The following is a 15,341-nucleotide window of genomic DNA, read 5'->3' as shown; positions in this document are numbered from 1 at the left end:
TAATTCGATGCCAGAACGCGTCGAGCGATGGCCAGACAAGGCGAGAGACAGCGAAAAAGCGGAGTTTACGAATGGGTAAATGAGCATTTTGAGCTGTCTCTCAACGCCGTATGGCCAAGCGCAGGCCGTTCTGGCGCGAATTACGCACCGGCATGGGCACGGGCGGTACGGTCCTTGAGTTCGCGCAGGACCTCGAGCTCGCGGGCCGAGGGCTCCGGGGTGCTCTCCAGCGTCTCGGCGAAACGGATCTCCCAGCCGGTGGCCTCGATCACGTCCTCGCGGCTCACGCCGGGGTGCAGCGACACCACCACCAGCTCCTTGGTCTCGGGGTCGGGCTTCATCACGCACAGGTCGGTGATGACCCGGGTCGGCCCCTTGCCGATGTTGGGCACGCCGTCGCGGCCCTTGCCGTCGCGGCCGAAGCCCAGGGTGGTGACGAAATCGACCCGGTCGACGAAGGCGCGCTTGGAGTGCTTGAGGGTGATAAACACCTCGCCGGCATTCGTCGCAATCTCCGGCGCACCGCCGCCGCCAGGCAGGCGCACCTTGGGCTCGCGGTAGTCGCCGATCAGGGTGGTATTGAGGTTGCAGTAGCGGTCGATCTGGGCGGTGCCGAGGAAGCCCACGTCGATCTTGCCGCCCTGCAGCCAGTAGCGGAACATCTCCGGCACCGAGACGGTGGTGAGCGCCGTTTCGGCCAGCTCGCCGTCGCCGATGGAGAGCGGCAGCACGTCGGGCTTGGTCTGCAGGGTGCCGGATTCGTAGATCAGCACCACGTCCGGTGCATGTGTCAGGCGAGCCAGGTTGGCCGCCTCACTGGGCAGGCCGATGCCGACGAAGCAGGTCATGCCATTCTGCAGGGCACGGGCCGCGGTGACGGTCATCATCTCTGACGAGGTGTAGTCCAGGTCCTTATCGACGGTACTCATCAGGCGTTCCCCCCTGCTTTCATGACGTTCTCTTCGATCCACCGGGTGAAGGTGTCGCGGTCGCGGGCGATACCATCCCACTCCTTGTAGAAAGCGTTGTTGCGCGGGTAGTAGCTGTGGGCATAGGAGGGCAGCGAGCCCTTCTCGGCCACGGCGATGGCACTGATGGCCCAGCCCGGGATGATGCAGGCGTTGGGGTGATAGTCGACCTCGGCACGCAGATCGTCGACGATCTCCTCGACGGTGACGATGCTCTGCTTGGCCGCCAGCACCGCCTCCTTCTGCACGCCGACGATACCTTCGACCAGCACGTTGCCGGCGCGGTCGGCTTTCTGCGCGTGGACGATGGAAACGTCGGGACGCACCGCCGGCACCGCGGCCAGGCGCTCACCGGTGAAGGGGCACTCGATGAACTTGATCTGGTCGTTGACGCTGGGCAGCTCGCTACCCACGTAGCCGCGCAGTACGGCCAGCGGCAGGCCGGCGGCGCCGGCCTCGAAGGCGCAGGCCATGGCGGCGTGGCTGTGCTCGAGGATTTCGACCTTGTGCGGCCAGCCCTTCTCCACCGCATCGCGCAGGCGGTGCAGCGAGCCCACGCCGGGGTTGCCGCCCCAGGAGAAGATCACCTTGCGGGCGCAGCCGGCACCGATCATCTGGTCGTAGACCAGGTCCGGCGTCATGCGGATCAGGGTCAGGTCACGCTTCTTCTGGCGGATTACCTCGTGACCGGCGGCAAAGGGAATCAGGTGGGTAAAGCCCTCCATGGCCACGGTGGCGCCGTCTTCGACATAGCGTGCCACCGCGTCACGGAGGCTCAGGAATTCGGCCATGGTATCTCTCCTGGGCGCTCTCGTTAGAGTTCGAATAGCGAACTTTGTTTTGTGATGCGAACAAGTTAACGCCAAGTTCGTTCGATCGTCAAATGCGCCGCTGACGAAACAGGCGAGGGGAGGCTAGGCCTCCCCTCGTTCGGAACATGGAAATCGATGCTTTTCAGCTAATTAATCACTCTGTAGTCAGGCGGCAGCACGACGCACCTGCTCCAGGCTGCTACCAAGGTATAAGGCGGGGCCCGCGCATCTGTTGCCTCCGGCAGTCTCAGATAGAAGCCAGGCCGAGGATCTCGCGCGCCTGCTGCCAGGTGGCCACCGGTCGCTCGTACTTCTCGCACAGTGCCACGGCACGCTCGACCAGGGCAGCATTGGAAGGTGCCAAGGTGTCGCGGTCGAGTCGCACGTTGTCCTCAAGGCCGGTGCGGGTGTGGCCACCCGCGGCGATAGACCATTCATTCAATAAAAGCTGGTTGGGGCCTATGCCGGCACCGCACCACTGGGCATCCGGGGCCAGGCGCTTCAGGGTCTCGATGTAGAAGTCGAAGGTAGGCTTGTCCGCCGGCATGGCGTTCTTGACCCCCATCACGAACTGAACGTAGAGCGGCGCCTTGAGCTTGCCCTGTTTCGAAAGATTTACCGCCTGGTGGAGGTGGGAAAGATCGAAGGCTTCGATTTCCGGCTTGATGGCGTACTTCAGCATTTCGTCGGCAAGCCACTCTACCAACTGCGGCGGGTTCTCGTAGACGCGGTTGGGAAAGTTGTTGGAGCCCACCGAGAGACTGGCCATATCCGGCCTGAGCGGCAGCATGCCGCCCCGCTCCTGGCCGGCACCGGAGCGCCCGCCGGTAGAAAGCTGAACGATCATCCCCGGACAGTGCTTTCTGAGCCCTTCCATCAACCGGGCGAACTTTTCGGGGTCCGATGTCGGGCTCTGGTCGTCGTTGCGCACATGACAGTGAGCGATGGTGGCCCCGGCTTCAAACGCCGCCTGGGTACTCTCGATCTGCTCCTCGAGGGTAATCGGCACTGCAGGGTAGTTCTCCTTGCGCGGCAAGCTGCCGGTGATGGCAACACAGATAATGCAGGGATTGGACATGACGGCCTCTTGAGGTACCGGAGCGCAGCCAGGCACTGATTCGAAGAGGCCCGGAAAGCACTTCGTTTTATTTCGCATAACGAACATAGATTTGCGATACGAACAATCTAGCCCCCATGAACCTCCGCCGTCAAATCAGCAAGCGCGCATAAAAGCAAAGGGGAGGCCAGGCCTCCCCTTTGCAGGAATACGAAAAGAAAATCACTTCAAAGCGTTATTCATCCAGCCAGGCCATGGCTCGCCGCACCTGTGCCAGGCTGCTACCAAGGTATAGGGCGGGGTCCGTCGCCTGGCGCAGCGCCTCGACATCGAGCTTGCCGTTTACTTCGGCTTTCACTTCGTCATGCGCCTCGAGCGCCTCGGTGTAGGGAATGCCCTGCAGGCGCGCCGTTTCGGCGGCCTCGGCGCTGATTCGCTTGGCGGCATCCTGGCCCAGCACCGGCGCCAGCAGGCGTGACACCGGCTCGGCCATGATGCCGCCGCCAGTGGCGGCCAGGTTGCGGCGCATCGCCTCGGGATTCACCTCGAGCCCTTCGAGCAGCACGGCAGCCTGTTCCAGTGCCCCCTCCAGCAGCAGCGCACTGTCGACCAACGGCGACCATTCGGCGTGCCATTCGCCAAGGCCCCGCTCCAGCGGCTGGGCGGTGGCATTGAGCAGCACCGTGGCATGACCATGCACCTGCCGCGCCGCGCCACGGATCATGGCGCAGCGCACCGGGTTACGCTTGTGCGGCATGGAGGAGGACTCGCCCATGCCCGGAGCGGAAGGCTCCGCCACCTCGCCCACCTCGGTCTGGGTCAGCAGTGCGATATCGAGGGCCAGCTTCTCGGCCGCCCCCGCCGCAGCGTCCAATGCCGTACCCAACGCATGGATCGGCTGGCGGTCGGTGTGCCAAGGGAGCACCGGGGCACTCAGGCCGAGGCGCGCAGCCAAGGCGTCCATAAAGTCGAGACCCAGCTCGTCTAAACCAGAATGCACGCCCACGGCGCCACCGAACTGCACCGGCAGCTCAACGGTAGCCAAGCGGCGACGCGCCTGCTCCAGGCCAATGGCCCAGTGCGCCACCTTGACGCCGAACGTCATCGGCAGTGCCTGCTGCATCAGCGTGCGCCCCACCATCACCGTCTGCTCATGGGCCTGCATGAGCGTGATCGCTGCCGTGCGGCAGCGCAGCAGCAGCGCATCCAGCGCGGCGAGCCGCGGCTTGAGCAGCAGCATCAGCGCCGAATCGATCACGTCCTGGCTGGTGGCGCCCATGTGCCAGTAGCGCTTGAGCGCGTCGGGCAACGCCGCGCGCGCCTGTTTGACGAAGGGGATGGCCGCATTGCCGCCGCTGGCAATACCCGCAGCAATGGCCGCCGAGTCGAAAGTGTGACTTTCCAGGCAACGGCGCATCTCCGCACTCGCTCCCTGGGGCACGGCGCCACGCGCCTCCTGCACTTCGGCCAGCGCCAGCTCGAAAGCCAGCATGGCCTGCACCATGGAATCGGCATGACACTCGGCCAATGCCGTTTGGCTCATGAAGGGGTGCTGAAGCAGGGCGTCGGGCATATCATGCTCTCCGTAGAAAGGGCTGGCTCATGCTCAGTCTCAAGACCTAGGCTCAGGTCTTAGCTTAACCCATAGTCGTACATATGTTCGCAATTCGAACATTATGCTAGATTGAAGGGCTCCGATGGAGCAACTCACAAAGGACAAGACGGGAAAGAAATGACACCCGAGGAAGAGGTTCTCAGCCCGGACGACCGGGACTTCGTTACCGCCCTGGCCAGCGGCCTGGAGGTGATCCTGGCCTTTGACGATGCTCACCCGCGCATGACGCTTAGCGAGGTCGCCAGCCGTACCGGCATGAACCGCGCCCGCGCCCGGCGCTTCCTGCTCACGCTGCATGCCCTTGGCTACGTGCGCAAGCAGGGCCGCAACTTCGAACTGGCCCCGCGGGTGCTGCAGCTTGGCTATGCGTTTCTCTCCGCCAACAACTATCGTAGCGTGATCCAGCAGGTGCTGGAGGACATCACCGCCGAGAGCGGCGAATCCTCCTCGCTGGGCGTGCTCGACGGCGACGAGGTCACCTACGTGGCGCGCTCCTCGGCCCGCCACCGGCTGATGGCGATCACCCTCTCCGTGGGTACCCGGCTGCCCGCCGCCCACACCTCGATGGGGCGTGCTCTGCTGGCCCAGCTTCCCGATGCCGAGCTCGACGCCTTCCTGGAGCGGGTTACGCTTACGCGCTACACCGACAAGACCGTGACCGACAAGTCAGCACTGAAGAAGTGCATCCTCAAGGTGCGCCAGCAAGGCTACGCCATTGCCGATCAGGAGCTGGATTCAGGGCTGCGCTCGCTCGCCGTGCCGGCCTTCGACGCCAACGGCAAGCTGCTGGGCGCCATCAACATCAGCACCAACGCCGCCCGGGTGGATCTCGATACCTTGATGAAGGAGTACCTGCCGCTGTTGCAGCAGAAGGCGCGTGATATCCGTACCACCATCAGTTGACCCGCCCACCATCATGAACACGGCCGACCGGGATCGCCCCCCGGCCAGCCGTAGCTGCCCTGGCACGGAGCCCGAATGCTCGAGATACTCGCTATCACCACGCCGATCTTCCTGCTGATCGGCACCGGCTACCTGGCCATGGGTGCCCGGTTGGTGAACCGGGAGCAGTTGCAAGGCGTGGCTACTTTCGTGCTCTACTTCGCCCTGCCCGCTTTGGTTATCCGGGCACTGACGCAAAACCCTCTCGACCAGGTGCTGAATACTCCCTACCTGCTGGCCTATGGCCTGGGCTCGGTGGCGGTGTTCGCTTTTGCCTTAATGCTCACCGTGGGCCTGCAGGGCAAACCGCTCAGTGAAGGCGCCTTGCACGCTTTGGGCATGTCCGCTTCCAACAGCGGCTTCATCGGCTATCCCGTTGCCGCCATGGTGCTTGGCGTCTCTCCGGCGGCGGTCATCATGGCGCTCAATTTTCTGATCGAGAATCTGTTGATCATACCGGCGGCACTGATCCTGGCCGAGGCCGGGCGCCAGAGCGGTAGAGGGATCGGCAGCGTGGCGCGTAAAACCCTCCTGCGCTTGATCCGCAATCCGATCCTGGCCGGCCTGGCGACAGGGCTGCTACTGGCCGTGACGGGAACATCCTTGCCCGGCCCGCTGGTTCAAATGATCGACATGCTGGCCAATGCCGCCGGCCCGGCAGCACTGTTCGTGATCGGCGGTACCCTTTTCGGCCTGCGGGTGCGCGGCATGCTGGCAGATGTTGGTCAGATCGTCGCTGGTAAGCTGATCTTCCATCCACTGGCAGTGCTGGGGCTGTTTCTGGTGATGCCGCAGGCCGATCCCGCCATGATGGCCGGTGCCCTGCTGTTTGCCTGTGCCCCGATGATCAGCGTGTATCCGTTGCTCGGTCATCGCTATGGCATGGCAGGCGTCAGTGCCGCCGCCTTGATGGTGGCCACGCTGGCCGCTTTCGTGACACTGAGCGTGGCCATCTGGGGGATGAGTCAAGCCGGCCTGCTACCAAGCCACTGAATCCAAGTCGCGATCGCCGCGTGTCGATGCGTCGGCCGCAGGTCTACTAGTGCCGATGCATTGCTCACTCCCAACCCTCGACGCCGGCCATGTCGGGCAGCTCGTGGGCGATGCCCTTGTGGCAGGTGATGCAGGTGGCGTCGCCGTTGATCAACCCCCGCCGGTGCGCATCAGCGGCCCTGGAACTCTGTCGGGTGAAGTCCATGGCGTCCTCGTCGTGGCAGTTGCGGCACTCCAACGAGTCGTTGGCTTCGAAGCGGCGCCACTCGCGGGAGGCCATCTCCAGGCGATGGTCGAGGAACTTCTCGCGGGTGTTGATGGTGCCGAAGATCTTGCCCCATACCTCCTTCGAGGCCTGCATCTTGCGCGCGATCTTGTCGGTCCAGTCGTGCGGCACGTGACAGTCCGAGCAAACCGCCCGCACCCCCGAACGGTTGGTGAAGTGTATGGTGGGCTGGATCTCCTCGTAGACGTTGGCGCGCATCTCGTGGCAGCTGATACAGAACCGCTCAGTATTGGTCGCCTCCATGGCGGTGTTGAAGCCGCCCCAGAACAGCACCCCGCCGATGAAGCCCCCCACGGTAAGGAACCCCAGGCTGAAGTAGCCGCTGGGCGAGTTGAAGATACGCCAGAAGACCGAGAGCAGGTTCTTGATACGTTGGATCATGCAGCGGACCTCACTCTTCCGTCTCGCGTGGTTGGCGGAGGATTTCGGCAATGTCGACGAAGCGGTTCTCGACCGTCAGTGGCGCCTCCGTCTGCGGCACGTGGCACTGATTGCAGAAGTAGCGGCGCGGCGAGAGTTCGGCGAGGAAGTTGCCGTCGCGGTCCATGTAGTGGGTCACGCTGATCATCGGCGCCTGGGTATCGCCGACCCGCTGCCGGCTGTGGCAGCTCATGCAGCGGTTGGCGTTGAGGTCGACCTGATAGTTGTCGATCTTGTGCGGAATGGTCGGCGGCTGCATCGGGTAGGCGCGGACTCGCCGCTGGTCGTCGTTCACCACGTCGTAGAGCGGTTCGGGAGTGCGCTCCTCGAGCAGCGGCACGTGGCCGCGCAGGGCATCGAGTTCGCCCTCCTGGGCGAGCACTCCCAGGCTGATCGCCAGCACAGCGATGGCGATAGCGGTAGTAATAGTACGCATCGTGCTTCCCTCCCTAGACCGGCTCGATCCGGCAGGCGCACTTCTTGAAGTCCGTCTGCTTGGAAATGGGGTCGGTGGCATCCAGCGTGACCTTGTTGATCAGTTGGCTGGCGTCGAACCAGGGCACGAACACCAGCCCCCTGGGCATGCGATTGCGCCCGCGGGTCTCGACACGGGAGTTCATCTCGCCGCGGGCGCTGACGATGCGCACCTCGCTGCCGCGGCGCACGCCAAGCTGACGCGCGTCCTCGGGATGCAGGTAGACCACCGCCTGGGGGAAGGCGCGATGCAGCTCGGGCACGCGCCGGGTCATCGAGCCGGAGTGCCAGTGCTCGAGCACCCGGCCGGTGACCAGCCACATGGGATACTCCTCGTTGGGCGACTCGGCGGGCGGCTCGTAGGGTACGGCAAAGATCACCGCCTTGCCGTCGGGATGGCCGTAGAACTGAATGTCACGACCCTCCTCGACATAAGGGTCATACTCGCCGTTATAGCGCCAGCGGGTCTCTTTGCCGTCGACCACCGGCCAGCGCAACCCAGTGGTCGTGTGGTAGACATCGAAGGGCGCCAGGTCGTGGGCCTTGCCGCGGCCGAACTTGGCGTACTCCTCGAACAGCCCTTTCTGGACGTAGAAGCCGAAGTGCTCCGCCTCTTGGTTGGCGTACTCATCGTCGAGTTCTTCCAAGGCATACGCGTCGACCTGACCATTGCGCCACAGCACGTCGAACAGGCTACGTCCCTTGTACTCAGGGTTGGCGTCGAGCATCTCCTGGGGCCACACCTCGTCGGTGGTGAAGCGCTTGGAGAATTCCATCAGCTGCCATAGGTCGGAACGCGCCTCGCCTGGTGCTTCGACCAGTTGGTGCCAGAACTGGGTACGCCGCTCGGCGTTGCCGTAGGCGCCCTCCTTCTCGACCCACATGGCAGTAGGCAGAATCAGGTCGGCCAGTTCTGCGGTCACGGTGGGGTAGGCATCCGAGACGACGATGAAGTTGTCCGGGTTGCGGTAGCCGGGGTAGGTCTCCTCGACCATGTTGGCCGCCGCCTGGACATTGTTGTTGCACTGCACCCAATAGGCATTGATCTCGCCGTCATTGAGCATGCGGTTCTGCAGCACCGCATGCGCGCCGGGCTGTGCCTGGATGGTGCCCTCGGGTACCTTCCAGATCTTTTCGGCGAATGCCCGGTGCCCTGGGTTGTTCACCACCATATCCGCCGGCAGGCGGTGGGCGAAGGTGCCTACCTCGCGTGCGGTGCCGCAGGCCGAGGGCTGCCCGGTCAGTGAGAAGGGGCTGTTGCCCGGCGTCGAGATCTTTCCGGTCAGCAGGTGGATGTTGTAGATCATGTTGTTTGCCCAGACCCCGCGGGTGTGCTGGTTGAACCCCATGGTCCAGAATGACATCACCCGGGTGTCGGGATCGGCGTAGAGTTCGGCGAGTTCGTCGAGCCGCCGCTTGGGCACACCCGAGATTTCGGTGACAGTGTCGGCATCGTACTGCTGAAGGAATTCCCGGTAGCGCTCGAAGTCGATGTCCTTGGCACCGCCCGGGTCGGCAGCGTTGTCCGCCATTAGCTCCAGCCGGTGCTCGGGTCGCAGGCCGTAGCCGATCAGGGTGTTACCCTCCTTGAAGCGTACGTGCTTGTTGACGAAGTCCCAGTTAACCCGGTCGTTTTCGATGATGTAGCGCTGGATGTAGTTGAGGATCGCCAGGTCGGCCTGGGGCGTGAACACCATCGGCATGTCGGCCAGTTCGAATGAGCGATGCTCGAAGGTCGAGAGCACCGCTACCTTGACGTGTGGCGCCGAGAGTCGGCGGTCGGTCACACGCGTCCACAGGATGGGGTGCATCTCGGCCATGTTGGAGCCCCACAGCACGAAGGCATCCGCCGCCTCGATGTCGTCGTAGCAGCCCATCGGTTCATCCATGCCGAAGGTGCGGATGAATCCGGCCACTGCCGAGGCCATGCAGTGGCGCGCATTGGGATCGATATGGTTGGAGCGGAAGCCCGCCTTCATCAGCTTGTTGGCGGCATAGCCCTCCCACACCGTCCACTGGCCGGAGCCGAACATGCCGATGCCCTGGGGGCCCTTCTCGCGCAGCACGGCCTTGTACTTGTCGGCCATGACGTCGAAGGCCTCGTCCCAGCTCACCGGGGTGAACTCGCCCTCCTTGTCGTAGACGCCGTTGCGCTTGCGCAGCAGCGGCTGGGTCAGGCGGTCCTCGCCATACATGATCTTGGACAGGAAGTAGCCCTTGATGCAGTTGACGCCGCGATTGACCGGGGCGTTGATATCGGCGTGGGTGGCCACCACCTGGTTGTCGCGCGTCGCCACGTTGACCCCGCAGCCCACGCCGCAGAAGCGGCACGGCGCCTTGGACCACTTCAACTGCGACTGGCTGGCGTCGGTAACCACGTTCTGTGCCTGGCCGGTTGTGCTGATCCCTGCCGCCGCGGTGGCCGTGGTCGCCGCCGTGGCCTTGATGAAGTCACGTCGCGTCAGCGTCATAGCTCATCTCCTCCATCTCCCTGTCCAGTTCGTCGGCGCTCTCCGCATGGTGATAGACCAGGCTCACCGACAGCACGCCGGGCGCCTGCTGCAACCCTTCAATGAATGTCACGATCTCACGCTGTCCCGCCGTCTCCAGAACCAGCACCATCTTGCCGCACGGGTCCTTGGCGTGGACCTCGACGCCCGGATGGGCCTGACAGTGCTGGCTGACCTCCTCGATGCGCTCCGGCTGAAGCTGCACGATCAGGCTCGAGATATGCACCTGAGCGTTCATGTCTCCTCCTCAAAGCGGGCGGTCTGTAGGCGGGGGGAATGACTCGTGCTCGGCGGGTCGATCGCTACCGCCTGGGTGGGGCATACCGATACGCAGGCGCCGCAGCCGTTGCACGCCTCGCTGTCGACCGTGGGTTCCGGCACGCGCTGGGCATTGAAAGAGAAGTGGATCGCGCCGGCTTTGCAGCTCTCGCCACAGCTGCGGCAGTAGACTCCCTGCGGCCCCAGGCATGCCGGCCCGATGGCCGCAACGTGTCGCCAAGGGTGGTCGCGCTCGGGGTCGCGAAAGGCGTCTTCCTCGCAGGCTTCGACGCAGGCACGACAGAAAGTGCACTCGCCCAGCCGGAAGTCAACCTGCGGAAAACCGGCCGCATCGCGCACGATAATCTCGGTTTCGCAGGCCTGGAAACAGTCGCCACACTGGCTGCAATTTCCCAGAAATTTTGGCTCGTCACGGGCCCAGGGTGGCCGCAGCACAGAGGGGTATTCGAGGCGCCCCTTGAGCAGCGCCCGCCGCGAGGGTTCCACGCCCATTTCGGTTCTCCACGGTCTTTGTTATTTCAATTCTGTTTCGTGATTTTTCTTATTCCGTTTTCCTTATCTATCTCTCGGCCCGCTAGCTGGGCGGACCGGGAGGTCCGGCAAAGATCTGGAAGATCCAAACGGCGAAGCCGTAGCCCGAGACTACGAGGACGGCAAGAATCGGAAACAGGATGCCGGCGAGGAACAGGAACACCAGCAGCTCCCGCTTCTTCTCCTGCCGCTCTTCGGGCGTCTGTGGCTTGCGCTTGCGGCTGGAATTGTCGACGGTTCTTTGCATGAATCGGCACCAGAGCGAGACGTCTTGTACTACCGTAGGAAGCAAAGAGATATTGCGCAAACCGGATTCGAACTCGCTCATCATTCAGGCAACAAGCGGGAGCAACGGAATGAAAATCTTTCTCTCGAAGGAATCGATCATCCTGGGGGTGGTACTGGTCTGCTTGCTGGCAGGAATGGCACTGGCGCAGGAGAGCGATGATCGCGAAGCGATCCAGGCCAGCCTGCGCGCCCTGCACCAGCACCAGGCCGACCTGGCGGAGCTCGCCGAGGAGCGTGCCGAAGGTGACGAAGTCGTCCAATTGGCCAACACCCTGCGGCGCGACCACGCCATTCTCGACGAGTGGCTGGCCGAGGCCAGCGAGGACGGCGACACCCCGCATGACGAGCACGCCCTGCATGACCGGGACGCCTTCGAAGCATTAGGCGAATTGGAAGGTGAAGCGTTCGACGAGACCTTTCTTTCCTACCAGATGGAACTGCATGTGGCCGCGATCGAGTACCTGGAGCAGAACCGCCCTCAGGGCGACGGGCAGCTCGACGAGTTCAACAACCACCTGCTCGTCACCCACGAGACGCTACTCGTCAATCGCGAGCTGATCGACTCGTTACTCTAATGGGGTCATGCCAAGGCCCGCTGGCGTGGGAAGGGCACGTCAGCGGGGCCGGCTCAGGTGCGCTCGGCGGCGCGAATCACGGCGTCCAGCGCGGCAAGGTAGCCCTGGCTGCCGAGCCCGGCGATGACGCCGTCGGCGCGCAGCGAGACGTAGGAGTGGTGGCGGAAGCTCTCGCGCTTGTGCACGTTGGAGAGGTGCACCTCGATCACCTTGCCCTCGAAGGCGTTGAGCGCGTCGAGGATCGCCACCGAGGTATGGGTAAAGGCGGCGGGGTTGATAATGATCGCCACGGTGCCGTCTTCGCGGGCGGCGTGGATGGCATCGATCAGCACGCCCTCGTGATTGCTCTGCAGCGCCTTGATGTCCCAGCCGTTGATGGCGGCCTTCTCGTATAGCGCATTGTTGATGTCGTCCAGCGTCTCGCGACCGTAGATCTCCGGCTGTCGGGTGCCCAACAGGTTGAGGTTGGGGCCGTGCAGGATCAGCACCTTGTTCATCGTTATCTCTCTCGTGGCAAAGGAATCGCATGGGTGAACGTCATGCCGCAGGCTCCAGCAGCCGCTGCCAGGCATCGATCACCGCCTGGCGATGCTGGTGAAACTCAGCCTCGCGTCCACGGGCGGGCTGGCGGGTCAGCGAGGCGCGGTGAGCGGCGCTGCGCAGGGCCAGGTAGGCCTCGCGCAGGCGTTGGCACTCCTCGGCAGGCAGCCGAGCGCTGCTCTCCAGTGTCTCGAGGATGCGCATGTTGTCGCTCCACTGCAGCAACTCGGGCGTGTCGTGGCCCATGGAGAGCACCGCGAACTGGCACAGGAACTCGATGTCGATCATGCCGCCGGGGTCATGCTTGAGGTCGAACTCTCCCTCTCCGCTCTTGCCACCCAGGTGGTCGCGCATCTTCCGGCGCATCTTCACCACTTCCTCGCGCAGCGCCTGGCAGTCGCGCTGGCGCCCGAGAATTTCGCGGCGCACCGCATCGAAGCCTTCGGCCAGGCGCGGATGGCCGGCCACCACGCGCGCACGCACCAGCGCCTGGTGCTCCCAGGTCCAGGCCTCGCGGCGCTGGTATTCGCCGAAGGCCTCGAGGGTGGTGGCCAGCAGCCCGGCGTTGCCCGAGGGACGCAGGCGCATGTCCACCTCGTAGAGCGTGCCAGCCGGGGTCACTGCGGTGAGCAAGTGGATGATGCGCTGGCCCAGGCGGGTGAAGAAGACCGGCGTGTCGATGGGGCGCGCGCCGTCGGTTTCGCCCTGGGAGTCGGCATCGTGGATGAACACCAGATCGAGGTCGGAGCCGTAGCCCAGCTCGATGCCGCCCAGCTTGCCGTAGCCGACGATGAGAAACTCGGGGTCGGCTCCGGCACGCGAGCCGTCGCGGCGCAACGGATAGCCGTGCTTGCGCGTCAGGTGGCGCCAGGCCATGCCCACCACCGTTTCCAGCAGCACCTCGGCGATGTAGGTGAGATAGTCGCTCACCTTCATCAGGTGGCGGGTGCCGGCGATGTCGGAGGCGGCGACGCGCAGCACGTGGGCGTGCTTGAACACCCTCAGCGCCTCGAGTTGAGCCTCCTCGTCGTCCTCGGGAATGCGTCCCAGGGCCTGGCGCAGCTCGTCGGCCAGGCGCGCCTTGTCGGCAGGGGTATAGAGCGTATCCGGGGTCAGCAGCTCATCGAGCAGGATCGGATAGCGAGCCAACTGCTCGGCGATCCATGGGCTGGCGCCGCACAGTCCCATGAGGTGGCTCAGCGCCTCGGGGTTTTCGCGCAGAAGCGCCAGGTAGGCGGTGCGCCGCAGCACCGACTCGATCAGCGGCAGTACCCGTTCGAGTGCGGTATCGGGGGCGTCGCTGGCGGCCACGGCATCCAGCAGCAGCGGCATCAGGGCTTCGAGACGGTCGTAGCCGATGCGCTGCATGGACTGCACCTGGCGCGACTGGCGCAGGGTCGAAAGGCGTCGCTGAGCCGCCTCGGGCTCGGCGAAGCCCGCCTCGGCCAGCCACTCCTGTCCCTCCTGAGCTTCCAGTTCGCCGCACCATAGTGAGCGCCAGTCGTCGAGCGACAGGATGCCCTCGCCTGGCGCCTCGCTCGTTTCGTCGAGCTCCTCCTCGGGGTCGGCGATCACTGCATCGAAGTGCTGGCGCACTCGGCCGCGCACTTCATCGAGCCGTGCCACGACGGCCGGCCAGTCCTCCAACTCCAGAGCCAGGGAAATTCGTTCGCGATCCAGCTCGTCGTCGGGCAGGCTCTGGGTCTGGCGATCCTCCAGCGCCTGCAGCGCATGCTCGAGATCACGCAGGAAGACGTAATCGGGCTCGAGTTCATCGACGACGTCCTGCGGCAGCAGGCCGAGCGCTGGCAGGCGAGTCAGCGCGGTGCGCAGCGAGGTGACCTGCAGTTCGGTATCGCGGCCGCCGCGGATCAGCTGGAAGGCCTGCACCACGAACTCCACTTCGCGGATGCCGCCAGGACCGAGCTTGATGTTGGCCTGCATGCCTCGGCGCTTCACCTCGCGGTTGATCAGCGCCTTCATCTCGCGCAACGACTCGATGGCGCCGAAGTCGAGGTACTTGCGGTAGACGAAGGGCCGCAGGTTGCCGAGCAGTTCGCCCCCGGCCCCCAGGTCGCCGGCCACCGGCCGCGCCTTGAGCATGGCGTAGCGCTCCCACTCGCGGCCCTGGTCCTGGTAATAGGCGGCCAGCGACGAGAAGTTGCCGACCAGCGGGCCACCGTCGCCCAGCGGGCGCAGGCGCATGTCGACGCGGAAGACGAAACCATCGGCTGTCACCGCATCCAGCGCGGCGATCAGCTTCTGCCCCAGCTTGGTGAAGTATTCCTGGTGCTCGAGCGACTTGCGCCCACCTTCGGTCTCACCCTTCTCGGGATAGGCGAAGATCAGGTCAATGTCCGAGGAGAGGTTGAGCTCACCGGCACCCAGCTTGCCCATGCCCAGCACCACCAGCCGCTGCTCACTGCCATCGGCGCGCAGCGCCGGGCGTCCCCAGCGCGGCTCGAAGTGCTGCTCGAGCCAGCTCAGCGCCCCCTCGAGACACACCTCGGCCAGCCGCGACACCGAGGCCGCCGTGGACCACATGTCGATGCCCGACGGCCGGGTCAGGTCACGCCACACGATGCCCAGCATGCGCGCCCGGCGGAAGCGCCGTAGCGCCGCGTGCAGGGCTGCCTCGTCATCGGCGTTCTCGAGCCGCTCGGCCAGCCAGGCGCCGAGCGTATCGGCGCCGGGCGCCTCATCCAGTTCGCTGCTGGCATCGAGGTGCTGAAGCCAGTCGGGATAACGCACCAGCGTGTCGACCGCGAAGTCGGATATGGCGATGACGCGCGCCAGTTGACGGCGGCGCGCGGGATCGAGGCCCAGCCAGTTCTCCGAGGGCGGCTCCTGTCCGGTCATCTCGGCAACGCTGTCGCCCTGCGCCAAGCTGTCAGCCAGACGCTGCCACGCTTTCTCCAAGGCAGGCAGGAGCGTAGGAGGGAGATCGTCGGCGGGCAGGAAGTCGTTGGTTAGGGGCATGGCACGCGCCTTGTCTCAGCTGGGGTTCCCTCAGCATATCGAAGGCGCTGGCGCTGGGGCACCCCTGGAGGA

General features: G+C 64.6%; 15 protein-coding genes. 3 read left to right on the top strand and 12 right to left on the bottom strand.

Annotated features, from left to right (window positions below; genetic code table 11):
• Positions 1 to 140 precede the first annotated feature (140 nt).
• The 4 genes from KPL81_RS19035 to KPL81_RS19020 all read right to left on the bottom strand — a co-directional run bounded on the left by KPL81_RS19035 (position 141) and on the right by KPL81_RS19020 (position 4,410).
• Positions 141 to 929 (bottom strand): CoA-transferase subunit beta, encoded by a 789-nt coding sequence (locus KPL81_RS19035; RefSeq protein WP_219793470.1) that lies wholly within the window; start codon positions 927 to 929, stop codon positions 141 to 143.
• Positions 929 to 1,759 (bottom strand): CoA transferase subunit A, encoded by an 831-nt coding sequence (locus KPL81_RS19030; RefSeq protein WP_219793469.1) that lies wholly within the window; start codon positions 1,757 to 1,759, stop codon positions 929 to 931. Before KPL81_RS19030 ends, KPL81_RS19035 begins: the two co-directional genes overlap by 1 nt.
• Before the next feature lie 268 nt (positions 1,760 to 2,027).
• The gene (locus tag KPL81_RS19025; RefSeq protein WP_219793468.1) at positions 2,028 to 2,858 is read right to left on the bottom strand and encodes a 3-oxoadipate:acetyl-CoA acetyltransferase; all 831 of its coding nucleotides are present in this window, start codon (positions 2,856 to 2,858) and stop codon (positions 2,028 to 2,030) included.
• Between the two features lie 214 nt (positions 2,859 to 3,072).
• Positions 3,073 to 4,410: a class-II fumarase/aspartase family protein gene (locus tag KPL81_RS19020; protein WP_219793467.1), complete on the bottom strand. Its 1,338-nt coding sequence runs from the start codon at positions 4,408 to 4,410 to the stop codon at positions 3,073 to 3,075.
• A 159-nt stretch (positions 4,411 to 4,569) separates the two neighbouring features.
• Here KPL81_RS19020 and KPL81_RS19015 point away from each other — a divergent pair, with 159 nt between their 5' ends.
• Entirely contained in the window at positions 4,570 to 5,355 is a 786-nt protein-coding gene (locus tag KPL81_RS19015; protein WP_219793466.1) for an IclR family transcriptional regulator domain-containing protein, read from the top strand.
• Between the two features lie 75 nt (positions 5,356 to 5,430).
• A complete protein-coding gene (locus tag KPL81_RS19010; protein WP_219793465.1) occupies positions 5,431 to 6,387 on the top strand; it encodes an AEC family transporter in 957 nt (318 codons plus the stop codon).
• Positions 6,388 to 6,451: 64 nt separating this feature from the next.
• On the opposite strand, the gene KPL81_RS19005 is transcribed toward KPL81_RS19010, so the two are convergent.
• From KPL81_RS19005 to napE, 6 genes are all read right to left on the bottom strand, one after another.
• Positions 6,452 to 7,054, bottom strand: coding sequence for a NapC/NirT family cytochrome c (locus KPL81_RS19005; RefSeq protein ID WP_209474441.1), 603 nt, complete (start codon positions 7,052 to 7,054; stop codon positions 6,452 to 6,454).
• Positions 7,055 to 7,064: 10 nt separating this feature from the next.
• Positions 7,065 to 7,529 carry a nitrate reductase cytochrome c-type subunit gene (locus KPL81_RS19000; RefSeq protein ID WP_209474443.1) on the bottom strand — a complete coding sequence of 155 codons (465 nt, stop codon included), beginning with the start codon at positions 7,527 to 7,529 and terminating at the stop codon, positions 7,065 to 7,067.
• 13 nt (positions 7,530 to 7,542) lie between these two features.
• Positions 7,543 to 10,038, bottom strand: coding sequence for a nitrate reductase catalytic subunit NapA (napA, locus tag KPL81_RS18995; RefSeq protein WP_219793464.1), 2,496 nt, complete (start codon positions 10,036 to 10,038; stop codon positions 7,543 to 7,545).
• Positions 10,019 to 10,315, bottom strand: a complete 297-nt coding sequence (locus KPL81_RS18990; RefSeq protein WP_219793463.1) for a chaperone NapD — start codon at positions 10,313 to 10,315, stop codon at positions 10,019 to 10,021. The genes napA and KPL81_RS18990 overlap by 20 nt, the downstream gene beginning before the upstream one ends.
• Positions 10,312 to 10,848, bottom strand: coding sequence for a ferredoxin-type protein NapF (gene napF, locus KPL81_RS18985; RefSeq protein WP_219793462.1), 537 nt, complete (start codon positions 10,846 to 10,848; stop codon positions 10,312 to 10,314). Before napF ends, KPL81_RS18990 begins: the two co-directional genes overlap by 4 nt.
• 82 nt (positions 10,849 to 10,930) lie before the next feature.
• On the bottom strand, positions 10,931 to 11,134 hold the full coding sequence (gene napE / locus KPL81_RS18980) for a periplasmic nitrate reductase, NapE protein (protein WP_219793461.1): 204 nt from the start codon (positions 11,132 to 11,134) through the stop codon (positions 10,931 to 10,933).
• 109 nt (positions 11,135 to 11,243) lie between these two features.
• Here napE and KPL81_RS18975 point away from each other — a divergent pair, with 109 nt between their 5' ends.
• Positions 11,244 to 11,750 carry a DUF4142 domain-containing protein gene (locus KPL81_RS18975; protein ID WP_219793460.1) on the top strand — a complete coding sequence of 169 codons (507 nt, stop codon included), beginning with the start codon at positions 11,244 to 11,246 and terminating at the stop codon, positions 11,748 to 11,750.
• 53 nt (positions 11,751 to 11,803) lie between these two features.
• On the opposite strand, the gene aroQ is transcribed toward KPL81_RS18975, so the two are convergent.
• Together aroQ and glnE are read right to left on the bottom strand one after the other, a co-directional pair.
• On the bottom strand, positions 11,804 to 12,247 hold the full coding sequence (gene aroQ, locus KPL81_RS18970) for a type II 3-dehydroquinate dehydratase (RefSeq protein ID WP_219793459.1): 444 nt from the start codon (positions 12,245 to 12,247) through the stop codon (positions 11,804 to 11,806).
• Between the two features lie 40 nt (positions 12,248 to 12,287).
• The gene (gene glnE / locus KPL81_RS18965) at positions 12,288 to 15,269 is read right to left on the bottom strand and encodes a bifunctional [glutamate--ammonia ligase]-adenylyl-L-tyrosine phosphorylase/[glutamate--ammonia-ligase] adenylyltransferase (RefSeq protein WP_219793458.1); all 2,982 of its coding nucleotides are present in this window, start codon (positions 15,267 to 15,269) and stop codon (positions 12,288 to 12,290) included.
• Positions 15,270 to 15,341 lie beyond the last annotated feature (72 nt).

The sequence above is a fragment of the Billgrantia antri genome (assembly GCF_019430905.1).
In the GTDB taxonomy this organism is placed as follows: domain Bacteria; phylum Pseudomonadota; class Gammaproteobacteria; order Pseudomonadales; family Halomonadaceae; genus Halomonas; species Halomonas antri.
Note: the sequence above shows the minus strand (reverse complement) of the source record. Positions and strands in the feature narration are given on the sequence as shown.